At 57.6% G+C, this 24,762-nt stretch carries 23 protein-coding genes; 5 read left to right on the plus strand and 18 right to left on the minus strand.

Going from position 1 to position 24,762, the window contains the following annotated elements; translation table 11 throughout:
- Positions 1-41: 41 nt before the first annotated feature.
- The 4 genes from nusB to nrdR all read right to left on the minus strand — a co-directional run bounded on the left by nusB (position 42) and on the right by nrdR (position 2,602).
- Positions 42-461: a transcription antitermination factor NusB gene (gene nusB, locus CMQ96_RS08085; RefSeq protein ID WP_004099457.1), complete on the minus strand. Its 420-nt coding sequence runs from the start codon at positions 459-461 to the stop codon at positions 42-44.
- Positions 462-480: 19 nt separating this feature from the next.
- Positions 481-951 carry a 6,7-dimethyl-8-ribityllumazine synthase gene (ribE, locus tag CMQ96_RS08090; protein ID WP_098066535.1) on the minus strand — a complete coding sequence of 157 codons (471 nt, stop codon included), beginning with the start codon at positions 949-951 and terminating at the stop codon, positions 481-483.
- A gap of 93 nt (positions 952-1,044) precedes the next feature.
- Complete coding sequence (gene ribD / locus CMQ96_RS08095) at positions 1,045-2,148, minus strand: bifunctional diaminohydroxyphosphoribosylaminopyrimidine deaminase/5-amino-6-(5-phosphoribosylamino)uracil reductase RibD (protein WP_024359059.1); 1,104 nt, start codon at positions 2,146-2,148, stop codon at positions 1,045-1,047.
- 4 nt (positions 2,149-2,152) lie between these two features.
- Positions 2,153-2,602 (minus strand): transcriptional regulator NrdR, encoded by a 450-nt coding sequence (gene nrdR, locus CMQ96_RS08100; protein ID WP_004099449.1) that lies wholly within the window; start codon positions 2,600-2,602, stop codon positions 2,153-2,155.
- A gap of 147 nt (positions 2,603-2,749) precedes the next feature.
- Here nrdR and CMQ96_RS08105 point away from each other — a divergent pair, with 147 nt between their 5' ends.
- Both CMQ96_RS08105 and CMQ96_RS08110 read left to right on the plus strand, forming a co-directional pair.
- Entirely contained in the window at positions 2,750-3,292 is a 543-nt protein-coding gene (locus CMQ96_RS08105; RefSeq protein WP_024359060.1) for a DUF3251 domain-containing protein, read from the plus strand.
- A 295-nt stretch (positions 3,293-3,587) separates the two neighbouring features.
- The gene (locus CMQ96_RS08110; RefSeq protein ID WP_004133935.1) at positions 3,588-4,472 is read left to right on the plus strand and encodes a nucleoside-specific channel-forming protein Tsx; all 885 of its coding nucleotides are present in this window, start codon (positions 3,588-3,590) and stop codon (positions 4,470-4,472) included.
- Between the two features lie 45 nt (positions 4,473-4,517).
- Here CMQ96_RS08110 and CMQ96_RS08115 read toward each other — a convergent pair whose 3' ends face one another.
- The 8 genes from CMQ96_RS08115 to queA form a co-directional block, all read right to left on the minus strand.
- Positions 4,518-5,207 (minus strand): YafY family protein, encoded by a 690-nt coding sequence (locus tag CMQ96_RS08115; RefSeq protein ID WP_098066537.1) that lies wholly within the window; start codon positions 5,205-5,207, stop codon positions 4,518-4,520.
- Between the two features lie 148 nt (positions 5,208-5,355).
- Positions 5,356-5,733 (minus strand): VOC family protein, encoded by a 378-nt coding sequence (locus tag CMQ96_RS08120; RefSeq protein WP_098066539.1) that lies wholly within the window; start codon positions 5,731-5,733, stop codon positions 5,356-5,358.
- A gap of 64 nt (positions 5,734-5,797) precedes the next feature.
- Positions 5,798-7,189, minus strand: a complete 1,392-nt coding sequence (locus CMQ96_RS08125; protein WP_098066541.1) for a Xaa-Pro peptidase family protein — start codon at positions 7,187-7,189, stop codon at positions 5,798-5,800.
- Between the two features lie 115 nt (positions 7,190-7,304).
- A complete protein-coding gene (secF, locus tag CMQ96_RS08130) occupies positions 7,305-8,276 on the minus strand; it encodes a protein translocase subunit SecF (RefSeq protein WP_004133953.1) in 972 nt (323 codons plus the stop codon).
- A 10-nt stretch (positions 8,277-8,286) separates the two neighbouring features.
- Positions 8,287-10,134, minus strand: a complete 1,848-nt coding sequence (secD, locus tag CMQ96_RS08135; protein ID WP_004133955.1) for a protein translocase subunit SecD — start codon at positions 10,132-10,134, stop codon at positions 8,287-8,289.
- 27 nt (positions 10,135-10,161) lie between these two features.
- Positions 10,162-10,494, minus strand: a complete 333-nt coding sequence (gene yajC / locus CMQ96_RS08140; RefSeq protein ID WP_004133958.1) for a preprotein translocase subunit YajC — start codon at positions 10,492-10,494, stop codon at positions 10,162-10,164.
- A gap of 22 nt (positions 10,495-10,516) precedes the next feature.
- Positions 10,517-11,644: a tRNA guanosine(34) transglycosylase Tgt gene (tgt, locus tag CMQ96_RS08145; RefSeq protein ID WP_004129667.1), complete on the minus strand. Its 1,128-nt coding sequence runs from the start codon at positions 11,642-11,644 to the stop codon at positions 10,517-10,519.
- A 53-nt stretch (positions 11,645-11,697) separates the two neighbouring features.
- The gene (gene queA, locus CMQ96_RS08150) at positions 11,698-12,768 is read right to left on the minus strand and encodes a tRNA preQ1(34) S-adenosylmethionine ribosyltransferase-isomerase QueA (protein WP_024359064.1); all 1,071 of its coding nucleotides are present in this window, start codon (positions 12,766-12,768) and stop codon (positions 11,698-11,700) included.
- A 91-nt stretch (positions 12,769-12,859) separates the two neighbouring features.
- Between queA and acpH the strand changes: the two genes are divergently transcribed.
- Positions 12,860-13,441, plus strand: coding sequence for an ACP phosphodiesterase (gene acpH, locus CMQ96_RS08155; protein ID WP_049088787.1), 582 nt, complete (start codon positions 12,860-12,862; stop codon positions 13,439-13,441).
- A gap of 170 nt (positions 13,442-13,611) precedes the next feature.
- Complete coding sequence (locus tag CMQ96_RS08160; RefSeq protein ID WP_004099418.1) at positions 13,612-14,214, plus strand: peroxiredoxin; 603 nt, start codon at positions 13,612-13,614, stop codon at positions 14,212-14,214.
- Between the two features lie 47 nt (positions 14,215-14,261).
- On the opposite strand, the gene CMQ96_RS08165 is transcribed toward CMQ96_RS08160, so the two are convergent.
- The 5 genes from CMQ96_RS08165 to CMQ96_RS08185 all read right to left on the minus strand — a co-directional run bounded on the left by CMQ96_RS08165 (position 14,262) and on the right by CMQ96_RS08185 (position 21,644).
- A complete protein-coding gene (locus CMQ96_RS08165; RefSeq protein WP_004133962.1) occupies positions 14,262-15,656 on the minus strand; it encodes a DUF3999 domain-containing protein in 1,395 nt (464 codons plus the stop codon).
- Entirely contained in the window at positions 15,653-18,304 is a 2,652-nt protein-coding gene (locus CMQ96_RS08170) for a DUF2339 domain-containing protein (protein WP_098066543.1), read from the minus strand. Before CMQ96_RS08170 ends, CMQ96_RS08165 begins: the two co-directional genes overlap by 4 nt.
- A gap of 123 nt (positions 18,305-18,427) precedes the next feature.
- Positions 18,428-20,296, minus strand: a complete 1,869-nt coding sequence (locus CMQ96_RS08175) for an amidohydrolase (protein ID WP_004133963.1) — start codon at positions 20,294-20,296, stop codon at positions 18,428-18,430.
- 24 nt (positions 20,297-20,320) lie between these two features.
- Positions 20,321-20,866 carry an antibiotic biosynthesis monooxygenase gene (locus CMQ96_RS08180; RefSeq protein WP_004133964.1) on the minus strand — a complete coding sequence of 182 codons (546 nt, stop codon included), beginning with the start codon at positions 20,864-20,866 and terminating at the stop codon, positions 20,321-20,323.
- Between the two features lie 136 nt (positions 20,867-21,002).
- Positions 21,003-21,644, minus strand: a complete 642-nt coding sequence (locus CMQ96_RS08185) for a hydrolase (RefSeq protein ID WP_004133965.1) — start codon at positions 21,642-21,644, stop codon at positions 21,003-21,005.
- Positions 21,645-21,935: 291 nt separating this feature from the next.
- Here CMQ96_RS08185 and CMQ96_RS08190 point away from each other — a divergent pair, with 291 nt between their 5' ends.
- A complete protein-coding gene (locus CMQ96_RS08190) occupies positions 21,936-22,838 on the plus strand; it encodes a LysR family transcriptional regulator (RefSeq protein WP_004133971.1) in 903 nt (300 codons plus the stop codon).
- On the opposite strand, the gene malZ is transcribed toward CMQ96_RS08190, so the two are convergent.
- Complete coding sequence (gene malZ / locus CMQ96_RS08195; protein WP_098066545.1) at positions 22,835-24,652, minus strand: maltodextrin glucosidase; 1,818 nt, start codon at positions 24,650-24,652, stop codon at positions 22,835-22,837. The genes CMQ96_RS08190 and malZ overlap by 4 nt on opposite strands.
- Positions 24,653-24,762: the final 110 nt, after the last annotated feature.

Below are 24,762 nucleotides of genomic sequence, written 5' to 3' on the forward strand. Positions count from 1 at the left end.
GGTTTGCAAGAGTGAGACTCTACAAAAACCGGCCCTGGAGTTTACTTTTTGTTAGGACGAATTACCGGGGCAGCTTTGTCCAGCACGCCGTTGACAAACTTATGGCTATCTTCAGCGCCAAAGGTTTTCGCCAGTTCGATGGCTTCGTTAATCGCAACTTTGTACGGGACATCGCTACGCTTTGACAGCTCAAACAGTGCGATACGCAGCACCGCTTTTTCCACCTGACCCAGCTCGTCCAGCAGACGAGAAAGATACGGCTTCATCAGGCCGTCGAGATACGCGCTGTTAGTCGCCACTCCGGACAGCAGTTCGCGGAAATACAGAACGTCTACATCTTTCACATCCTGTTCCGCCAGGAACTGGTATTCGACATCAGCGATGTCGTTTTTGGACAACTGCCAGGAGTAAAGCGCCTGGACAGCACACTCACGGGCGCGGCGACGAGCAGCAGGTTTCACGGAATTCCCCTTACAAAAATCAGGCCTTGATGGCTTTCAATACGTTAATCATTTCCAGCGCGGTCAGCGCTGCTTCAGCGCCTTTGTTACCGGCTTTGGTGCCAGCGCGTTCGATGGCTTGTTCAATACTTTCTGTGGTCAGAACACCGAAGGCTACCGGGATTCCGCTGTCCTGAGCGACGTGCGCCAGGCCATTGCTTGCACCGCCAGCCACATATTCAAAGTGCGCAGTGCCGCCACGGATAACGGTACCCAGCGCGATCACCGCGTCATACTTACCGGTTTTCGCCAGTGCGTTAGCCGCCAGCGGCAGCTCATACGCGCCGGGAACCCAAACAACGGTAATGTTTTCATCTTTGACCTGGCCAATACGCTTCAGGGCGTCAATCGCGCCATCCAGCAGGCTGTCGTTGATAAAGTTGTTGAAACGCGCAATGGTGATGGCGACGCGAGCGTCCGGGGTAGCAACGTTAGCTTCAATAATGTTCATACTCTTCCTTCGGGTTCAGTTCATTTGGCCCCGCAAGGGGGGCGGATTCTATCATAATAATCGGCGCACTGCTTTCCCTTTTGTCCGGGGAAATCAAGCGTTCACTAAATGCAGGCAAATATCCGGGCCTACATGACGTATCTCATTGAATTTGAAATGGGGGGCTTGCTCAAGTTTCTCAAGCCCCGGCAGTACACATAATCCGCGCGCATCGCTGCCTAACAGTTTAGGCGCAATATAAACGATAAGCTCGTCCACCAGCCCGGCCTCCAGCAGCGCGCCGGCAAGGGTGGAGCCTGCTTCCACCCAAATCGAATTAATTTGCTGTTTGCCCAGCAGCATCATCAGTACCACCAGATCGAGGCGACCATTATGCTCCGGCACCAGCAGCGTGCGTACGTTCTCCGGCCACTGGCGTTCATCTTCACGGGTACGGGCAAATAGCGTTTCACCCGCCTGCTCCACGATACGATGCTGCGGCGTGACGCGATTCTGACTATCGATAACGATGCGTAAAGGCTGACGCAGGTTTTCCTGCGGGTACAGCGCCTGGGTGTCGGCGTTGAGCTCGTCCCAGCGTACGGTTAGCGCCGGGTCATCCGCCAGCACCGTCGCGCTGCTGGTCAGGATGGCGTGGCTTTGCGCGCGCAGGCGCTGCACATCGCGCCGCGCCTGCGGCGAGGTGATCCACTGGCTCTCCCCGCTGGCCATCGCCGTACGCCCATCCAGCGATGCGCCCATTTTTAACTGGATCCAGGGAAAGCCGGTGCGCATCCGCTTAAGAAAGCCTTTATTCAGCGCTTCGGCTTCGTTCATCATCAGCCCATGGCTGACGTCGACCCCTTCCTGCTGCAAACGGTACAAACCGCGCCCCGCGACCTGCGGGTTCGGGTCCTGCATCGCCGCGACCACGCGGCTCACCCCCGCGGCAATCAGCGCTTCGCAGCACGGCGGCGTGCGACCGTGATGGCTACAGGGTTCCAGCGTGACGTACGCCGTCGCGCCTTGCGCTTTTTCGCCCGCCATGCGCAGCGCGTGCACTTCCGCGTGCGGTTCACCGGCGCGATAGTGAAAACCTTCGCCGACGATCTCGCCATCTTTAACGATCACGCAGCCGACATTCGGATTGGGGTGAGTGGTGAAGCGTCCGCGCGCCGCCAGCTTCAGCGCTCGCGCCATGTACAATTCGTCCTGCATGGGCTCAGTCCTGTAAGCGGGCGATCTCTTCGCCAAACTCTTTGATATCTTCGAAGCTGCGGTAAACGGAAGCAAAGCGGATGTAGGCGACTTTATCGAGCTTTTTCAGCTGCTCCATCACCAGGTTGCCGATCATTTTGCTCGGCACTTCGCGCTCGCCGGTCCCACGCAGATGGGTTTTTATGTGGTTAAGCGCCATCTCGACGTCGTCCGAGCTAACCGGACGCTTCTCCAGCGCTTTCAGCATTCCGCTGCGCAGTTTGTCCTCATTAAAAGGCTCGCGCACGTCGTTGCTTTTTACGACCCGCGGCATCACCAGTTCCGCCACTTCAAACGTCGTAAAACGTTCATTACAAACCAGACACTGACGACGACGACGCACGGAAGAGCCCTCGCCCACCAGACGAGAGTCGATAACTTTGGTATCTACGGCGAAACAGAAAGGGCAATGCATAGCGCGTCCTGACATGTAGTTAAACTAACGGGTAGTTTACCGCGAAGTGACCCGACAACAAAGAAAGAGCTTTTGAGACAAAGGATCTATAGTGCGATTATCCGAACGATCTACCATTAAGCATCCTCTGTTAACGGAATCCCAACTATGACAAGACGTTATTTAAAACTGGCCATTGTGGGTAGCATTTTCACCCTCAGCGCCTGCGCGCAGCAAAGCGAAATCCGCCAGATGAACCAGAGCGTGAGCACGCTGAGCAAAGAGATGACCCAGCTCAATCAGCAGACGGTCAAAATCACCCAGCAAAACGTGCTGAATGCAAAATCGAGCAGCGGGGTTTACCTGCTGCCGGCGGCGAAAACGCCGGCCCGCCTGAAAAGCCAGATCGGTACCCTGCGCATGTCTCTGCTCAATATCACTGCGGATGGCGACGGTACCCGCCTGACGCTGCGCATCCAGGGTGAATCAAACGATCCGCTGCCGGCCTTTAGCGCGACGGTGGCCTCGGGGCAAATCAGCGGCACCACCGAGAGCTATCAGGAAGTTAACGTCCAAAATCAGCTAATTAGCGCCCCGGCAAGCGTTCTGGCGCCGAGCGACGTCGATATTCCGCTGCGCCTGAATGGCGTAACGCCCGAGCAGGTTGGCTTTGTCCGCATCCACGATATCCAGCCCGCAAACCTGCCGTAACTCCCCTCAGCCGGGTGTCGCGGACATCCGGCTTCCCCCCTCGCGCCAATCCACTTACAGATTTTCCATTCAGTTCACTAAAAATTGACAGGATTTATGAATTTCGGTGGCATTCCGTCAAGAAATGCATAAAATCGTGAACGCAATCGATTACTTTAATGTTCGTTATGTGAAACAACACATATTTTTGTGAGCAATGATTCCTATAATAGACGCCACAGAAATACGAAATATTTAGAAACGCTTCGGCGCTTCTTTTAACGCCTTCAGGCTTAATTTAAACAGTGGCATCATTATGAAAAAAACATTACTGGCAGCCGGCGCAGCTCTGGCGCTGTCCGCATCTTTCTCTGCCAGCGCGGCAGAAAACGACAAACCGCAATATCTGTCTGATTGGTGGCACCAGAGTGTGAACGTGGTGGGTAGCTACCACACTCGTTTTGGGCCACAGATCCGTAACGATACTTATCTGGAATATGAAGCGTTCGCCAAGAAAGACTGGTTTGATTTCTATGGCTATATGGATGCGCCGGTCTTCTTCGGCGGTAACACCAACGCGAAAGGTATCTGGAACCACGGTTCGCCGCTGTTTATGGAAATTGAGCCGCGCTTCTCTATCGACAAACTGACCGGTACCGACCTCAGCTTCGGCCCGTTCAAAGAGTGGTATTTCGCCAACAACTACATCTACGACATGGGCCGCAACAAGTCCGGTCGTCAGAGCACCTGGTATATGGGTCTGGGTACCGATATCGATACCGGGCTGCCAATGAGCCTGTCGCTGAACGTCTATGCGAAATACCAGTGGCAAAACTATGGCGCGTCTAACGAGAACGAGTGGGACGGCTACCGCTTCAAAGTAAAATACTTTGTGCCGCTGACCGACCTGTGGGGCGGTTCACTGAGCTATATCGGCTTCACCAACTTTGACTGGGGCTCCGATCTGGGCGATGACAACTCTTATGATTTGAACGGTAAGCATTCACGCACCAGCAACTCCATTGCTTCCAGCCATATCCTGGCGCTGAACTACGATCACTGGCACTACTCCGTCGTGGCGCGTTATTTCCACAACGGCGGCCAGTGGGCTGACGATGCGAAGCTGAACTTCGGCGACGGCGACTTTAACGTTCGCGCGACCGGCTGGGGTGGTTACTTCGTGGTCGGTTACAACTTCTAATCGGCATCGATTTTCCCCGGCGAACAGCCGGGGAAAGTAAAAAAGCTAACGCTCCTCGCATCTCACCTTACGTAAAAAATCACTCAATGAGCGATCGGCTCGTTCGCTAAAATGACGCCCGGTGGCGGATATTTCCAGGCAGCGGTCGAGGCGAAAACAGCGATAATCTTCCCGCAGCTCGCACCAGGTCACCAGCAGCCAGCGCTCGCCCCAGAAAAAAAGCCCCAGCGGCAGCACTTCACGCTGCGACACCTTCCCCGCTTCATCGCGATAGTGCAGCGCCAGCGCCTGCTGGGCGGAGACTGCCCGATGCACTAAATCAAACTGATCTTTGCTATAGCCCTGAGCGCCAAAGTCGGGAGCAAACAGCCGCGACTGCTCCGCCTTGCGCCGGCTCTCGGCAGGCAAAATAGCCAGCACTTTTTCCTGCGCCGATTCCAGCGCCAGGGATAGCGACGCGCCGCCCCAGGTTTGCAGGAGCCGAATAGCGGCCACCAGCGCTTCCGATTCCTGGGTTGTCAGCATCAGCGGCGGTAGGTCATAGCCCGCCAGCAGCCGGTAGCCGCTTCCGGCCGCCCCCTCAACCGGGACGCCGGAGAGCGAAAGGTCGCGAATATCGCGGTAAATCGTGCGCTCCGATACGCCGAGCCGCTCGGCCAGCAGTCCGGCGGTAGTTAATCGCCTTCCGCGCAGAATCTGAACGATTTGAAAAAGGCGGTCGGCGCGTCGGCTCATTTCGGTTATCTCATTTGTCAGGGCCTGTCCCAGTATGCGTCATTGGCGGAGTCAGTCTGGACCCGGATAGCGCACAGCAACCGGAGCGTACACGTAGTACGTGAGGATTGCGAGCGCTGCCCGGGTTCAAATGGCAAGCAAAATAGCATTAATGGGTCAGGTTCTTAGGTTGATGCAGACCAATCCGGTTACCCTCGCTATCGATAAACAGGGCAATCGTGCCGATATCGTCCGTCAGCTCAAGCGGGCCAAAAACGCAGCTTCCGCCCGCCGAGTTCACGCGTTCGAGCGCGGCCGCCAGATTGTCAGTATGCAGATAGATAATACATCCCTGATCGGAAGGCTTAACCCCGTCGAGCTTTGCCAGCGCGCCGCCGGAAGCCGGGTCCTCATACGGGAAAACGGCCATCTCGATGCAATCCATTTTTTCCCGACGCAGCGTCACCTGCATCACCAGCTCGTAAAACGCCACGGCACGATCCATCTCCACAACCGGGATCTCAAACCAGTTAATGACATTGTTCATACATCCTCCTGTCCATTGTTTGGGTTCAGGAGGAGTGTATGACAGGCCTACTGACAGCATTGTGTCAGTAGGGTGCGCACACCAGCGCGCGCTCGGGACTCAGCAGCCACGGGCGCAGATACCCCACGGTACTGGAAAACGGCAGCACCTCTTCAGGAAGCACAATGCCAAGCTGCTCGCCGATGTACAAGCGTCGGGCGACGATACGCTGCCAGAGCTGAGGGTAGCGCTGCGCCAGCGCCTGGCGCAGAGGGCCATCGGCAAGCGCCACGGTATCTTCAATGCTTGCGCCGCCGTAGCCGGCGCGGGAAGGAATGATGTCGATCTGCAGTATCATCCCGCTTTGCAGGCAGGCGGCGGAATGGGGTCCGATGGGCGAGCAGAGCCACTCCTCATCCGCGACCAGATGCCCGGGATTGAGGTGCCAGTGATATTCCGCCTTCGGCAACACCTGTTCTATCAGCGCATACATATCGCCACCGCGCATGCCGATGCGCAGATTTTCCAGCCAGTTAACCACCGCCTTAAAATAGGGCTTCGCCACCACCTCAAGATAATCGGCGACTTCCGGCGCCAGCTCGCGCTCATCGGCCACCACGTAAGCGGCGCGGCTGCTCAGGCCGCCTTTAAAGCTGGTGGTCAGCGAGAATTTATCTCCGCGCTGAATGACCTTATCGCCCGGATAAAGCCCTGCATTGGCAAAGCGATCGCCCGTGGCGGCAATCATCACCACGCTATTAGGCTGCCCTTCCGCCGCCAGCAGCGCGCCGATTTGCTTTTCTGTTTTACCCGGCGCAATGGCGTTAAGCGCGGTCAAAATCGCGGTGGAAGCCAGATTAGCGCCGTACTCATAGTGCGCCAGCTCATTGGCATTATTAGTGATTCGCGCCCCCTCTGCCGGGTCGATAAAAATACCGGTGGCATTGCTTAATTTCGCCTGCGGCCCGGCGGCCTGGCGAAGAGCGTCAACGATAAATGCCGGCAGATCGAACATCTGCGAGCGGTTATCCGCCGCGCCGGTAAAGAGCTTCCAGCCCGCCAGGCCGATACTTTTTTCCGCCGCAACGCCGGCCTCCTGGAGCAGCTGAGCCAGGGTTTTGCGGGTATCCATCGGCTGATTAGGCAGTGAAAACCACGGAGCGTGAATGACCCGATTTTCCAGCCGGGCATAGCCTGCGAGTTTGAGATTCTCGTTGCCCAGCACCAGCGCCGCCTCGCCGTCCCGATGCAGCACCAGCAGCGCCTCTTCGAAGCGGGGAATAAAGCCGGTGAGATACTCAAAATTGCCGCCATGCTCTTTATCGGCATAGACGATAAGCGTGTCTAAGCCGCGCTGAAGCATATTCGCCAGCACTTTGGCCTTGCGCAACCGCAGCGTGTCGTGGTCAAGGGTGACGGAGGGCACATCACGCCAGAGTGGGGGATGAGGAACGGTGGAAAGCGTTACGACAGCCATCGGCATTTCTCCATGTCATTGAGTGCTAATACCGGAGAGTAACCAAAATCCGAACGGCTGTAATAAAAAAATCCCGGCCTTGCGACCGGGATTCGTTTATCAACACGCCATTGCCTTACGGCAGAATTGACGGCTGATCCGCCCCTTCTTTCTCGACTTTCTGCTGCAGCATGTGCTCGCGCTTCATGCCCAGCTTCAGCGCCAGCGCGGACGCGACGTAGATAGAAGAAGCCGTACCGATGGAGACGCCGATCAGCATAGTCAGCGAGAAGCCAGCCAGAATCGGACCGCCGAAGAGATACAGCATCAGGATAACCATCAAGGTTGTCCCGGAGGTGATCAAGGTACGGTGCAGCGTCTGCGTCAACGACACGTTAAAGATTTCGTACGGCGTACCGCGGCGAATCTTACGGAAGTTTTCACGAATACGGTCAGATACCACGATACTGTCGTTCAGCGAGTAGCCGATAACCGACATCAACGAGGCCACGATGGTCAGGTCAATCTCGATATGCAGTAACGACAGCACGCCCATGGTGATCACCACGTCGTGCGCCAGCGCGATAACCACCCCAGCCGCCAGGCGCCACTCAAAGCGGAAACCGACGTAGATCAGGATACATACCAGCGCGGCGATCAGCGCCAGCGCGCCGGTTTGCGCAAGATCGGCGCCGACGCTCGGCCCGACAAACTCAATACGCTTGACCGTGGCGTTCTGGCTGGTCGATTCGTTAATGACGCTAACGACTTTACTGCCCAGCTCCTGGCTGCCGTTGGCGTCATGCACCGGCGGCATACGCACCATGATGTCGCGGCTGCTGCCGAAGTTTTGCAGCTGCGGCTCTTCAAAGCCCGCCTTCTGCAGCGACTGGCGCACCTGGTCCATATCGACAGGTTTTTCGAGGGTAATCTCAATCACCGTACCGCCGGTGAAATCCAGACCCCAGTTAAACCCGCGCACGCCAATAATAATAATGGACAGAATCAGCAAAAAACCTGAAATGCCGAAGGCCCAGTAGTCCCAGCGCATAAAGTCCCAGACTTTACGGCCGTGGTTCAATTGTTCAACAGTATATTCCTGTGCCACAACGCACTCCTCAGATAGACAGCTTTTTAACGCGCTTGCCGCCGTACAGCAGGTTCACGATGGCACGGGTGCCGACGATAGCGGTAAACATTGAGGTCGCAATACCAATACCGGTGGTAATCGCAAACCCTTTAATGGCACCGGTACCGACCGCGTACAGGATAATGACTTTGATAAGCGTCGTAATGTTGGCATCAAAGATGGAGCTGAACGCGCCGCGATAACCTTCGTCAATCGCCTGCTGCACGGAACGCCCGTTGCTCAGCTCTTCTTTAATACGTTCGTTAATCAGAACGTTCGCATCGACCGCCACCGCAAGGGTTAAGACGATCCCCGCAATCCCCGGCATAGTCAGCGTCGCCCCCGGAATCAGGGACATAATGCCGACGATCAGCACCAGGTTCGCCACCAGCGCCGAGGTCGCAATCAGGCCGAACTTCTTGTAGAAGAAGATCATAAACAGAATTGAGACCACCAGTCCGGCCAGACACGCTTCCAGGCCCTGCTTAATGTTCTGCATCCCGAGGGTTGGACCGATAGTCCGTTCTTCAACAATCTGAATCGGCGCAATCAGCGCGCCTGCGCGCAGCAGCAGAGAGAGCTGACGCGCTTCGGTTGCGTTGCTGATACCGGTAATGCGGAAGCTGTTACCCAGACGAGACTGAATATTGGCGATGTTAATCACCTCTTCCTCTTTCGCCAGAATCGCACGACCGTTGGCATCTTTCTTACCGCTGTCTTTGTACTCCACGAACAGGGTCGCCATCGGTTTGCCGATGTTGTCCTTGGTGAAGTTAGACATGATGTTGCCGCCAGCGCTATCAAGGGAGATGTTAACCTGCGCCTGGTTGTACTCATCCATGCTCGACGTCGAGTCGGTGATGTGATCGCCGGTGAGGATAACGCGCTTGTACAGCACAACCGGCTGGCCTTCGCGGGTAAATTTCACTTCAGAGTCGCCCGGTACGCGGCCGGAAGCGGCTGCGGAGCTATCAACGTTGGTGTTAACCAGACGGAACTCCAGCGTCGCGGTCGCGCCGAGAATCTCTTTCGCACGCGCCGTATCCTGAATACCCGGCAGTTCGACCACAATACGGTCGGCGCCCTGGCGCTGAACCAGAGGTTCGGCAACGCCCAGCTGGTTTACACGGTTACGCAGGATAGTAATGTTCTGCTGAACGGCATATTCGCGGGCTTCTTTCAGACGGTCGTCGGTCATCACGGCTTTCAGGCCAGTGCTGCCCTGAGTGGAGATAACCAGATCGCGGTGGCGAGGGCTAAGGTAGGAGATAGCCTGGTCGCGCGCGGCGCTATCGCGGAAGGCGATGCTCAGACCGTAGTTGTCTTCTTTACGCACGGTGGTGTAAGGAATGCCTTTATCACGCAGTTCGCTGCGCAGGCTGTCGATATTTTGTTCCTGCAGTTTGCCCAGCGCGGTGTCCATGTCGACTTCCATCAGGAAGTGCACGCCGCCGCGCAGGTCAAGACCCAGCTTCATCGGCTCGGCATAAAGGGCCGCCAGCCAGCGCGGGGTTGCCGGAGCAAGGTTAAGCGCCACGACGTATTTGTCACCCAGCACGCCCATCAGCGCTTCGCGCGCGCGCAGCTGGATATCGGTGGTGTCGAAGCGCGCAAGAATTGCGCCCTCTTCCAGTGCCACAGACTTCGCGGTAATTTTTTCTTCTTGTAGTGTTTTCTGGACCTGGATCAGCGTTTGCTCACTGGCGGCGACGCCGCGCGCGCCAGTGATTTGAACGGCCGGATCCTCACCATACAGGTTGGGAAGCGCATACACTAAGCCGACGACAATAACGACGACCAGCATGACGTACTTCCACAAAGGATAACGGTTTAACACGGCAGTTCCCTTAGGGAAAATGGGTAATTACAGCGCCTTCATGGTGCCTTTCGGCAGAACGGCAGCTACGAAGTCACGTTTGATAACCACTTCAGTGGTATCGTTCAGCGCGATAGCGATATATCCGCTTTCCGCAACTTTAGTGACGCGCCCTACCAGGCCGCCGTTGGTCAGAACTTCATCGCCTTTGGCAATGGAGCTCATCAGGTTTTTATGTTCCTTGGTGCGTTTCTGCTGTGGACGCAGGATCATGAAGTAAAAAATCAGACCAAACACCACCAGCATCAGGATCAGAGACATCGGGCTGCCCTGCGCCGCGCCACCGGTTGCTGCTACCGCATCAGAAATAAAAAAGCTCATTGAAATTCCCTCATTATTAAAATTAGTCAACGTTCAAAGGTGGAACGGTTCGACCCTGACGTTGGTAAAAATCGGTCACGAAGCTCTCTAATTTACCCTCTTCGATAGCCTTGCGTAAACCAGCCATTAAGCGCTGATAGTAACGCAGGTTATGAATGGTATTGAGGCGCGCGCCCAATATTTCGTTGCAACGGTCCAGATGATGCAAGTAAGCGCGTGAATAGTTGCGACAGGTGTAGCAATCACATTCTGCATCCAGCGGCGAAGTATCGCTCTTGTGCTTCGCGTTGCGGATTTTCACCACGCCGTCGGTGACGAACAGGTGGCCGTTGCGCGCATTGCGCGTCGGCATGACGCAGTCGAACATATCGATCCCGCGGCGCACCCCTTCGACCAGATCTTCCGGCTTACCGACGCCCATCAGATATCGCGGCTTGTCGGCCGGGATCTGCGGGCAGACGTGCTCCAGAATACGATGCATATCTTCTTTCGGCTCGCCGACAGCCAAACCGCCGACAGCGTAGCCATCAAAGCCAATCTCTACCAGACCTTTAACAGAGATATCACGTAAATCTTCGTAAACGCTGCCCTGAATAATGCCAAACAGCGCATTTTTATTGCCCAGACCGTCAAAACGGTCGCGGCTGCGCTTCGCCCAGCGCAGGGACATTTCCATCGAGCGCTTAGCGTAATCCCAGTCCGCCGGGTATGGCGTGCATTCGTCGAAGATCATCACGATATCGGAACCGAGATCGTACTGAATCTCCATCGATTTTTCCGGATCGAGGAAAATCGGATCGCCGTTGATCGGGTTGCGGAAGTGCACGCCCTGCTCGGTGATCTTGCGAATATCGCCGAGGCTGAAGACCTGGAAGCCGCCGGAGTCGGTGAGGATCGGCCCTTTCCACTGCATAAAGTCGTGCAGGTCGCCGTGCAGCTTCATGATCTCCTGGCCCGGACGCAGCCACAGGTGGAAGGTGTTGCCGAGAATGATTTGCGCGCCGGTCGCTTCAACTTCCTCCGGCGTCATTCCTTTTACGGTACCGTAGGTGCCGACCGGCATAAACGCTGGCGTTTCAACGACGCCGCGCTCAAACACAAGACGGCCGCGACGCGCGCGACCATCGGTGGTATCTAACTCAAATTTCATTATCACTCCTGCGTCAGAAAAACAGTCTGACGTTAAACACGCGCATCGCGGACTTATTCCCCGACACGTTCAAAAATAGCCTGCGGATTGTACGTGATAAACATCGCGTCCCCGTAGCTAAAAAAGCGATATTTTTGTTCTACCGCAGCCTTATAGGCGTTCATGGTGTGCTGATAGCCGGCAAACGCGGAAACCAGCATAATCAGCGTGGATTCAGGCAGATGGAAGTTGGTCACCAGCGCATCAATGACTTTGTACTGATAGCCTGGATAGATAAAAATCTGCGTATCGCCGAAGAAAGGCTCAATCAGGTCATTTTTCGCCGCCTGCGCCGCGCTTTCCAGCGAACGCACCGAGGTCGTACCGACCGCAATCACCCGACTACCGCGCGCTTTTGCCGCCAGCACCGCATCGACCACCTCCTGCGGCACTTCCGCATATTCAGAGTGCATAATGTGGTCTTCAATGCTGTCTACGCGCACCGGCTGGAAGGTCCCCGCTCCGACGTGCAGCGTAACAAACGCCATCTCAACGCCTTTTTCGCGCAGCTTCGCCAGCAGCGGCTCGTCAAAGTGCAGGCCAGCGGTGGGCGCAGCCACGGCGCCCGGTTTTTCGCTATACACGGTCTGGTACAGCTCGCGGTCGGCCTCTTCGTCCGGACGCTCAATGTACGGCGGCAGCGGCATATGGCCGATAGCGTTGAGAATCTCCAGTACGCTGCGCGCGTCGTCGAACGCCACTTCAAACAGCGCGTCGTGGCGTGCCACCATGGTCGCTTTAATGCTTTCATCGTCGCCAAGCAGCAGCTCAGCGCCGGGTTTCGGCGCTTTAGAGGCGCGAATATGTGCCAGAATACGTTTATCATCCAGCATGCGCTCGACCAGCACCTCAATCTTGCCGCCGCTGGCTTTACGGCCAAACAGGCGGGCCGGGATCACGCGGGTATTATTAAAAACCAGCAGATCGCCAGGGTTGAGCTTGTCGAGTAAATCGGTGAAAGTACCATGCGTCAGCGCGCCCGTCGGCCCGTCTAATGACAGCAAGCGGCAACTGCTGCGCTCGGGCATGGGATAGTGGGCAATCAGGGATTCGGGTAATTCAAAGGAAAAATCGGCAACGCGCATGACGGTAACTCAGACTTAATAAAGAGGCGGGTAGTCTAGTGCCGGGAGGTTCTCCCTGCAACCGTTACCACCTCAGGACAAAGATTAAACGATGAATTTTCTTGCACACCTGCACCTTGCTCATCTCGCCGACAGTTCGCTGCCCGGTAATTTGCTGGCCGATTTCGTTCGCGGCGACCCCGCCGGCGACTGGCCGGCTGACGTTGTGGAGGGCATCTTTATGCACCGCCGGATCGATGTCCTGACGGATAACTTGCCCGAAGTCGCCGAAGCCAAAGGGTGGTTTCGCCCCGAAACGCGCCGGGTCGCGCCCATTACCCTGGACGTGATGTGGGACCATTTCTTGTCACGCCACTGGGCGCAGCTGTCGCCCGAACTGCCGCTGCCGGAGTTTGTCCGCTATGCCCACACCCAGGTCACATTTATTTTGCCCGCTTCTCCGCCGCGTTTTGTCAATCTCAACGAATACCTGTGGTCAGAGCGCTGGCTCGAACGCTACCGGGACATGGAGTTTATTCAGCGCGTGCTGAACGGGATGGCCAGCCGCCGCCCGCGGCTGGATGCCCTGCGCGACTCCTGGCAGGATCTGGATACCCATTACGATCGGCTACAGGAGCAGTTCTGGCGCTTCTACCCGCAGATGATGGCGCAGGCGAAAAAACGCGAACTGTAAAAGATTGCGCTTTTTTCAGAAAACGCTATTCTGAAAAGCGCTTTTAAATAACGATTGATAGACAAAACCTATCTCATCGATTGTCAGCGTCACGTTGAGTTCCTCCGCGCCGCTCCCTATACTTGCCCGCGTTGCGTTCCAATTAACCTTAGTATTAACAGGAGAATCATATGGTTCTGGTTACTCGTCAGGCTCCGGACTTCACCGCGGCAGCTGTTTTAGGTAACGGCGAAATCGTTGAGAAATTCAACTTCAAACAGCACACCAGCGGTAAAGCCACCGTTCTGTTCTTCTGGCCGATGGACTTCACCTTCGTTTGCCCATCTGAACTGATCGCTTTTGACAAGCGCTACGAAGAATTCCAGAAACGCGGCGTAGAAGTGGTTGGCGTTTCTTTTGACTCCGAGTTCGTCCACAACGCATGGCGTAACACCCCGGTAGACCAGGGCGGCATCGGCCCGGTTAAATACGCGATGGTTGCTGACATCAAACGCGAAATTCAGAAAGCGTACGGTATTGAGCACCCGGACGAAGGCGTTGCCCTGCGCGGTTCCTTCCTGATCGACGCCAACGGCGTTGTTCGCCACCAGGTGGTTAACGATCTGCCGCTGGGCCGTAACATCGACGAAATGCTGCGTATGGTTGACGCGCTGCAGTTCCACGAAGAGCACGGCGAAGTTTGCCCGGCGCAGTGGGAAAAAGGAAAAGAAGGGATGGCCGCTTCTCCGGAAGGCGTGGCTAAATACCTGACCGAGAACGTTTCCAGCCTGTAATCGGCATACGTTCGGCAAAAGGCTCGCAGACGCGAGCCTTTTTTGTTTTATACGCCGCCGCTTTTTTTCACTTCACGCCAGATGCGCCACGCCATCAGCGCCAGCACAACGACGCCAAATATCAGCGCTCCCCATACCAGCAGCGTTTTCCAGCTGCTCTGCTGCTCGGTAGCCGTCGTCGCCGTCAACCGCGCTTCGCCGCCCAGCGTGACGTCTTCTTGCGCGACCGCCAGAGGGAGATCGTTCACCGCCTGCGTCTTACGCAGCGACGGCGGGATCAGCATGTCCAGGGCGACATCCGCCTTTTGCGCCGCCCGGTTTCCCCAGGCCAGCATATAGGGCCCTTTTCCCTGGGTATTAAAGACCAGTTGGTATTTATCGCGCGCCCCGCTTATCGCCGGCAGCGACGCCGATAAGCGGGCATTAATCGTCTTGATGCGAACCGCTTCAACCGGTTGACCTGACAGAGGAATATCGTCCGAACGCTTGCCGTCCAGCTGATACAGCACGGTTTTCGTCAGCGGCTGCCAGGGCTCATTTTCGCCGCTGCGCCAGGCGAGCTCGACCGGTAGAACCCCTTCGCCTGCCAACGATATTCTGAGCGAAGTCAGCGGCTGAGGCCGGGCCCAGCGCCAAACGGCCTCCTCATCTGAAACCCTGTGCGCCTGAGCATTAAGCTCAATGCGCGTAGACTCCGGTTCTCTGCGTTCCGCCAGGGCCGTCACGCTATTTAACGCCGGCGCCTTGCTTTGCGCATCGAGGATCAGCAGCAGGTAACGATTACCTTGCGCCGAGAGGGTCAGGCTGGCGCTAATGGTGTCCATTTTCAAACGATCGTTATCGCGCGCCAGATCCATGAGGGGCGCATCCTCCTGAACCGGATGCCAGTACTTCAAATCGCGGCTGGAATACAGCGACGCTTTCCCCTGCCAGTTAGCCGCCAACGATTCCCAGTTCAGCCGCAGTTGAGCCAGCGCGAAAGCGTCCGTCTTATCCACCGGCAGCGTCAGTAAATAGCTCTGCCCGAGCGCCTTTACATCCTCTGTTTCCAGGCGAATTTCGATCCCCGTGGTTGAGCGCAGAAGCAGCGACTCTACGCCGCGACGACTCTCCTCCCGCGGCGGAACCAGCGACATCTGCAGAGGGAATAGACGTAGCGCCATCGTCTCAGGCATCGCTGGCTGGACCTTCTGCGCCTGAAGAGCGAACGGTACGGTCTCTCCCTGATGGTTGAATACCCGCACATCGCGCAAATCAGGCCAGGCCGTCCCCTGATATATCGTCGGCGGCAGCTCAACGCGGTACCAGGGCGACGCGCCGCTGGTTTCCAGCATCAGGCCCTGCCTGTAGTCCAGAGGCTGTTCTCGCGCCTCATCGCTACTGGCTGCCGTCCCCGCCGCGCCCAACAGCACGCCGCATAACACCGCTTTCATCCATTTCATTTCTTTTCTCCTGCTTTGGGCGGCAACGGGGAAAAATACCCGACAATCAACACCAAAATCGCCACGCCGATAAACGCAACAGCCCGCGCCAGCCCGCCGCCGCCTGCGCTATCCACCAGCATGAGTTTCACAATAACAATGCCTAACAACGCCGCGCCGCATAGCCATTCGCGGCGGGAAAGTCGCCGCGTCGCGCGCAGCATGACCGTCAGCGCCACCAGCGTCCAGACCAGAGCGAAAGTGGTCTGAATTAAACGCGAATGCCACAGCGGCGTGATACTCCAGGCCACCTCGCCGTACCAGGCCAGGGCGCGCAGCAGCAGGCCATTCAGCCACCAGAAGCCGAGCGCCAGCAGAGCAACGATGGGCCAGGGGCGGCATACCGATAGCTGCAGCGGAAAATAACGCCGCGAAACGCGATAAAATATCGTCAGCCCAAGCAGCGCGAAAGCGGCGCCCTCTTCCAGCGGGTTAATCAGCGGCAAATAGGTCTGACCGTAGACCGTGCCATCCTGCACATTCGTCAGCATTAACAGGCATCCCAGCGCCACCGCCACCGGTATCATCGCCTGAGAAGCATACAGCGCAGGCCATACCCGGAATGGCCATACTTGCCGATGAACGGCTTCCGAGACGAGGAAAATCAGCATCCCGCCCGCCGCCATCATTAATCCGCTCGCCCAGGCCGACATGCCCCACGGCAAATCTTGGGTAAACCAAAACAGCTCCATTGCCAGCGCCAGCAAAATCATCCACAACAGCGACAGGTGGGCCAGCTTATTCAGGCGTGGCGGCAGTGAATGCCCATCACGCCAGAGCAGGGCCGCCGCCGCGGGTAGCGCCGCGCACCAGGCCAGATTTTGCCAGCCAGCAGCGAAAATCTGCTGCTGGGAGAGCTGGTAAAACAGCACCATCAGCATCATTGGCCACAGCAGCCATTTGCTCGCATCCAGCTCTTGCCAGGCCAAACGCGCGGCGGCCGCGCGCCAGCACCACACCGATGCCGCCAGCGCCGCCAGCACGCCAAAGACAATCTGCGCGTCTTTACTCAACGCCAGCTGCGATGCGCCGACAAGCGCCACCATCCAGAACAACAGGCCGCCGATAAGCAGCCCCCAACTGCCCTGCACCTGGACGGTTCGCCACAGCCATGCGGCCGTCAGCCAGCTCAGGCTGAGTACGGCGAAAATCAGCAGCAAAGAGAGCGGCGTAGCGCCATTCGCCTGCGCCCATAGCGCGCTGCCAACCGCCAGTACCAGTAACGCCGTACCGCTGTAGCTCATGCGTCGCTGCTGCTGTTGCACCCCCAGCCAGAGGATGCCAAGACCTTCCAGCGACCAGGCCATCGCGGTCCAGCGAGCCGACAGCGCCAGCGGGATGGCCAGCGTGGTAAAGGCACCGCCGAGCGCCAGCGCCGCCAGCACCAGCGGCTTCCCTAAAGAGGGGTAGCGACGCAGCGCCAGCCAGGCCAGGGCCAGATAGAAACCGCCGTAGCCCAGCGCGCTGAGCGCCGGCCCGTATGCCATGTGCCGGGTAATGGCGTACTGCATACCAAAGCCGACCAGCGGTGGCGCAAACAGCAGCACGCCGTCAATAATCTGACGACCTTTTTCCTGCGCCCGCAGCGACAGCGCCACGCTCAATACGCCAAAAATAAGCGTATTGGCGATTAAAAACAGCTGGCAGCTCAGGTAAAACGCTGGCCGATACTCATTCAGCCCCCACAGGCCGCCGATGCCAAAGGTAAACAGCAGACCAAGCAGATTAAGCTCGCGCCAGTGCTGGCGGATGCTGATGGCAAGAATGCCGACCGACAGCAGAAGATAGAAGGAGAACAGCGCCACATGGCTGCCGCCGCCGGTAGAGAGCAGCAGCGGCGCAAGATAACCGCCGAGGCTCGCCAGCATGGCCAGGCTGAGCGCCTTTTGCACAATCGCCAGTCCTACGCTCGCCGCGCAGATCGCCACCAGCAGCGCAAACGCCAGGGTCATCGGCAGCATCTGCCACAGGCGAAAGGCGCCAAAAACCGTGAGATAGAGCGCGCCCGTTGCCCCACCCTGCAAGATCAGGGCGTACACCGGTTGCTTATGCCGCAATCGCCATCCGACAGCCAGCAGGACGACCGCGAACAGCGCCGCCGCGACCAGACGTAATTCGAGGGGGAACAGAGCGTGTTCCACGGTATAGCGCAGCAGAAAGGAGAGGCCAAGAAACAGCAGCAGGATCCCGAGCTTCGCCAGCGGGTTACCCTGCATAAACCAGGCTACCAGTGACGATATTATTCCGCCAAACGCGGAAGGCGGTTCGCTTTCGGGGGCAGATTTTACCGTTGGCTCTGGCTGCGGCGTTGGCTGCGCGCGCCACGGATCGATGGCTTCAGCCTCCGGCTCCGGCCGAGGCTCACTGGGCTCCGCCATCATCGCGTCAGCCGCGATAGCGGCCTCAGGCGTCGTCGGCGCGACGGCGGTGGCCTCTGCCGCAGGCGCCTGTTCGACGCCGCGTCGCTCAAGCTCCTCAACCCGACGTCGCAAAGCCGCCAGCTCAAAACGGACCGCCGCGCTGCGCCTGAGGGCGACAATCGCGACGATCGGCGCAACCACCAGCCCGCAGAATAAAATAACACCGCCAAAGATCAGCAGATCGTCCATGTTCCCACCTTCACTCGTTGAAGAGGGAGCAGAATGACATAAATTGTCTTATCAGCGCTATCCGCGACAGATGAAAAACGCAAATGAGGGCGTCACGTCCTCACCGGGTAAGCGCCTGGCGTTTTAAAACGCAAAGCAGGAGCAGCCAAGCACGCCCCAGAACGCCTGCTCATCGGCAACCGGAATCGACGATTTGCGCGCAATATCATGCTGATGTCCGTGCACGCCGCAGCTGCCGCAGCACTGGTGCATTTGCACGATCGCGCCGATTTTCGCGGCCGTCGGCGGCGCGGAACGGTAATGACCCGGAACCTTCACCACCGGCGACCACTCGGGCAGCACCGGAATGGGCGGCGGCGCCAGCGGCGAGAAGTGTCCGGCGGCGTACACCACTTTGCCGTCAACCACCGTCAGCACCGACTCGATCCCCTTAATTTCCTCTTCCGCGACGCTGAAATAGTCTTTAGAGAGCACCACCAGGTCGGCAAGCTGGCCTTGTTCAATGCGCCCTTTCTTACCCTGCTCGCTGGAAAACCACGCGCTTCCCGCGGTCCACAGCTCCAGCGCCACGTCGCGCGGCAGGCGGTTGCTGTCGTCGTACATCGCCATCCCGCCGACGGTACGCCCGGAAACCAGCCAGTAGAGCGCGGTCCACGGGTTGTAGCTCGCCACGCGGGTGGCATCCGTCCCCAGCCCCACCGGAACCTCCAGCTCGAGCATTTTGGCGACCGGCGGCGTATGTTTGACCGCATCTTTCCCGTAGCGATCGACAAAATATTCGCCCTGGAAAGCCATACGATGCTGCACCGCTATGCCGCCGCCCAGCGCTTTAACGCGTTCGATGTTACGCTCGGTGATGGTTTCCGCATGATCGAAGAACCAGTGCAGCCCGTTGAACGGAATATCGCGATTCACCTTCTCGAAGACGTCGAGCATCCGGCTGATGGATTGATCATAGGTGGCGTGCAGGCGGAACGGCCAGCGGTGTTCAACCAGATGGCGCACCACCCGCTCCAGCTCATCTTCCATCCCTTCCGGCAGATCCGGACGCGGCTGGAGGAAGTCTTCGAAATCCGCCGCCGAGAACACCAGCATCTCCCCGGCGCCGTTGGCGCGGTAAAAATCGGTGCCCTGTCCCGGCTTGAGCATATCGGTCCAGCGCTCAAAATCTTCCAGCTCCTGCTTAGGGCGCTGGGTGAACAGGTTATAGGCGATACGTACGGTCATCTGCTCTTTGGCGTGCAGCTGTTCAATAATTTCATAATCTTCCGGGTAGTTCTGGAAACCGCCCCCAGCATCAATGGCGCTGGTCAGCCCCAGACGATTCAGCTCGCGCATAAACTGCCGCGTTGAGTTGACCTGAAGTTCCAGCGGCAGCTTCGGCCCTTTGGCCAGCGTCGAGTAGAGGATCATGGCGTTGGGTTTGGCGATCAGCATCCCGGTCGGATTACCGTTGCCGTCGCGAACGATCTCGCCGCCCGCCGGATCCGGGGTCTCTTTGGTGTAGCCCACCGCCTTCAGCGCCGCGCGGTTTAGCAATGCGCGATCGTACAGATGCAGGACAAATACCGGCGTATCCGGCGCCGCATCGTTAAGCTCCTCCAGCGTCGGCATCCGCCGTTCGGCGAACTGGAATTCGCTCCAGCCGCCGACCACCCGTACCCACTGCGGCGACGGCGTGCGATCGGCCTGATCTTTTAGCATCCGCAGCGCGTCCGCCAGCGAGGGAACCCCCTCCCAGCGCAGCTCCAGATTGTAGTTCAGACCGCCGCGGATCAGGTGCAGATGGGAGTCGTTCAGGCCCGGGATGACCGTATGGCCTTTAAGATCGATAATTTGCGTCCCGTCCGCGGCAAAGCTCATGATCCGATCGTGGCTACCGGCGGCGAGAATTTTACCGTCAGCGATCGCCACCGCATCGGCCAGAGGATTTTGACGATCGAGAGTATGAACCCGACCGTGGGTCAGGATCAGTGTGGCAGTTTGCGACATAACGCACTCCTTCAGGAGGCTGGCTCAGTTTTTCTTTAACCAGCCAGCAAACAGACGGGTCACGATGGGCATCCAGAACCAGACCACCAGCGCGACCACACAGGCATCATTGATCAGATGCAGCAACAGGCTTCCCTTCAGCGAGGGCAACAGTATTCCGGTTATCGACGGCACCAGGTTGGTGCTGGGGAAAATCACCAGCAGGGTGATTAAAAATTGCTTCCAGCGTCGCGGCTGGCGCACGTTCACCGCCGGCGGCGTAAACCAGAAGGCCGGTTCGGTACGGACTTCGGTTCGGTCGCCTTCGCTCAGCAGCGGCGCGATTTCCGCCACCAGCTGGCGGCGGGTCTCCGACTGGGTCCAGGCGTAAAGATGCTCAATGGTGTCGAAGCGAATAATCACGCTCCATAAATTCTGTCCAGGGGCTGGACGGATGACGTTTGCGCCAAGATGGCCGGGAAACTCTGCCGCAATCGGCATAATTTTGCCCAGCCACGCCTCATAACGTTGGCCATGCTCGGGGTCAAGCACATGGCTGATCACCAGGGTCACCGATTTCTGCTGCGCCATTAACAGTTCCTTGCTTCAGGGAATGGCGGGTTGTCCGCCGCCATTCGCTATACATGACCATACACAAAATCATTCATGCTGCTTCGGGGCGGACAAACCAAGCCAACAAAGAGGCAGCGTGAAGGATGAAGTGTATTTAAGCTTTACGCTCTGGCGCGCCATGCACCATGGTATAAGCGTAATCCACGCCCATCCCGTAGGCGCCGCTGTGCTCGCGCACCAGATCCATTACCGCGTCATAGGTCTCTTTACGCGACCAGTCGCGCTGGTACTCAAGCAGCACCTGCTGCCAGGTCACCGGCACCGCGCCGGCCTGTACCATGCGGTCAATAGAGCGCTCGTGGGCATCAACCGAGGTGCCGCCGGAGGTATCTGTCACCACGTAAACTTCATAGCCCGCATCTAGCGCCATCAGCGCCGGGAAGGTCAGACAGACTTCCGTCCACAGCGCGGAAATAATCAATTTTTTACGCCCGGTGGCTTTTACCGCGGCAACAAAAGCCGCATCTTCCCAGGAGTTCATCGAAGTACGTTCAATGGGTTTCACATCAGGATGCACGGCCAGCAGTTCCGGCCAGATATAACCGCTGAAGCTTTTAGTTTCTACGGAGGTATAAATCACCGGAACATTAAAAATCTTGCCCGCTTTGGCTAAAGCCACCGTATTATTTTTGAGGGTCTGACGATCAATATTCGCCACGCCAAAAGACATTTGCGGCTGGTGGTCAATAAAAATAAGCGCCGAGTTAGCGGGATCAATCAGTTCACGAATAGACATAACTTATCCTGTTAATCAATGAGTTAAAAAGACACTATTGTTGCCGTTGTGCTGTCTGGATCCTGACTGATAAAGTATGGTGAGTATAGTCAGTAATTTCTAACGAGTTATTAAAGATTTTTTTATTATTTATTTCCAAAGCGAAAAGTTATGGCTATTCGATTAACCATTACAAGATCAGAGAAATTATGTTTATCAAATTTTTACGGTTAACCGTTCTAAATTATTCACTGGAATTGAACAGGGCGCTCCGGTAAAACGGGAGCACTCTTTTTTATCGGAAGTTGACGCATGCGCCTGAACCTTGAGGTCCTGTTGATTCTCGACGCGCTGGACAAACATGGATCTTTTGCCAGCGCCGCAGAATCGCTATTTAAAACCCCTGCCGCGCTGAGCTACATGATTCAAAAGCTGGAAAACGATCTGAATATCACCCTGCTGGATCGCTCCGGGCACCGGGCAAAATTTACCGATACCGGCAGAATGATGCTGGAGAAGGGCCGGTTGCTGCTGAACGCCGCCAAAGATCTGGAAAAACAGGCGGTACAGCTCAGCGCGGGTTGGGAGCGGGATCTGGCTATCGCCCTGGATGACTCTTTCCCGTTCAGCGCGCTGCTGCCGCTGATCGACGCGTTCTACGCCCAGCACCCGCAAACCCGGCTTAACTTTACTCACCATACCCTTGCGGGCTCGTGGGAAGAACTGACCCACAACGGCGCGGATATTATTCTCGGGGCGATCAATGAACCGCCTACGTCCGCCGAATGGTCGTGGAAAATGCTCGGCGCCATGGACAATATTTTCGTCATCGCGCCGGGGCACCCGCTGGCGGAAACCACCCAACCGCTGACTAACAAGCAGCTCAGCCTGCATCGCGCGGTAGTCATCAGCGACAGCGCCCGCTACTGTCATCCGCTCAACAGCAACCTGCTCGACGAGCAGCCGCAAATTCGCGTGGATGATTTCGCCAGTAAAGTCGAACTCTTGCGCGCCGGGCTGGGCTGTGGCTTTTTACCGCGCCATATTGCCCGGCCGTGGCTGGAAAAGGGCGAGCTGGTCGAAAAACCCGTCATCTCCTGTCGCGTGAAAGATATCACCTACATGGCCTGGCGCAGCGGCAATGACGGGCTGGCCCAGCGCTGGTGGCGCGAGGCCATTCTGCGGAGCGAAAGTCTGAACCAGCTCTATGCTTAGCGGCTAAACCAGACGCTGGCGGAGATTGCCGGTAGCGTCAGCACGCCGCCGTGCAGCGCGCCGGCGCCCTCTTTCAGCTGCCAGCCGTTGACGTCGAGCAGCGGCGAATCCTCTATCACCACCTCGCAGGCTTCGCCGCGGTTGATCGCCACCAGCACGCGCTGCTGCTTATAGACGCGCACGAACACCACCACATTATCTTCGGCATAAATCACCTGGCAGCCGCCGTAGCGCAGCGCCTGATGAGCCTTACGCAGCTTGCTCATCCGCTTGTACAGGTCGAGCAGATCGCCATCCTGCAACGCCGGATCCCATGGGAACGGTTTGCGGCAGAACGGATCGTTATTGCCGTCCACGCCCACTTCGTCGCCGTAGTAAATGCACGGTACGCCCGGCCAGCTAAATAGCCATACCACCGCCAGCGGCAGGCGCGCGACATCTTTACCCAGCAGAGACTTAAAGCGGGCGGTATCGTGGCTATCAAGCTGGTTAAACATCCGCAGCTGCTGCTGGTGCGACAATCCGGCGCGATAGTTGTCCATCCACGCCATGCAGGTCTGCGCATCAATTTTCTGCGGATCGTAGGAGATATCGGTGTTCGCGAGGAAGCCCCACAGCGGGAAGGTGAAGCCGCGGTAGTTCATCGCCGAGTCTTCAACGTCGGCCTGTAGCCACTGGCGCGCGTCGCCGAAATGCTCGCCGAACACGAAAGCGTCCGGCCGCTCCAGCTTCGCCGCCTGGGTAATGCCGGCGATATGACGCAGGTTATTGCGCGCCCCGCCCCCTTCGCCCAGCATGTGCACCACGTCCAGGCGCCAGCCGTCCATGCTCCACGGCGCTTTCAGCCAGTGGCGCACCACGCTATCTTCCCCACCGTAGATTTCATCAATCAGCGTCGACGAACGGTAGTCCAGCTTCGGCAGGCTGGCGTATCCCAGCCAGTCGTGGGCAACGCCCTCGGGGGAAAAATTATACCAGTCGCGCCACGGCGAATCGGCGTTATGGCAGGCACCGCCGCTGCCGCGCTGGTGGCGGTCGAACCAGGCATGCGAATCGCCGCTATGGTTGAACACGCCATCGAGGATCAGACGCATCCCCTCTTTTTGCGTGTTGTGACGCAGGCGCAGCAGCGCGGCATCGCCGCCAAACTGCGGATCAACGCGGCGGTAATCTTCGGTATCGTATTTATGCACGCTGGGGGCGACAAACACCGGGTTCAGGTACAGCGCCGTGACGCCAAGCTGCTTCAGATACGGCAGCTTCTCGCTGATACCATCAAGATCGCCGCCATAAAAGGTGGAGCCGCCCGCCTCGGCGGTTAACGGTTCATCCCACGCTTTACGCACGATGTCGTGACCGGCGGCGTGATGGTAGTAAGTCGCATCCTGTTCCGCTTCGCGGGACTGGCTGCGCGCAAAACGGTCAGGGAAAATTTGATAAAACACCTGATCGGCCACCCACTGCGGTCCGCTGTCCGGCAGATCGACCGCAAACTGCTCCAGCCTCGCCGGCGGAAAGCGGTTGAATCCCTGCGGCGTGAACCACAGCTGGCGATCGGCCCACAGCAGCTTGAAGCTGTAGCGTCGACGCGGCTGTCCGTTGACGAGGTTGATTTCCCCGCGCCACGCTACCACGCCCGGATGCGGCGCCTGCCGCAGGCGGTGCATCGGCAGAGACAGCTCTTCGTTATCCTCTTCCGCGCGTAGGGTCACCCGCGGCGGCAGATCGTCGCCGCTCAACCATAGCGTAATCATCAGTCGTTCCTGCTGTTCCTTGATAAACGGAGCAACCGGGAGGTGCCATGCCTTCAACATTGTTATTCCTCTCTTTGCAGAATGGGCACACCTTGCCACAGCGTACTGGCGTATGACTCATCATCGGCAGAATTATTGGGGGAGGATGGCGGGGGTGGAGGGATCGCTTG

It is taken from the genome of Klebsiella sp. MBT K-1 (assembly GCF_002556465.1).
Lineage (GTDB): Bacteria > Pseudomonadota > Gammaproteobacteria > Enterobacterales > Enterobacteriaceae > Klebsiella > Klebsiella grimontii.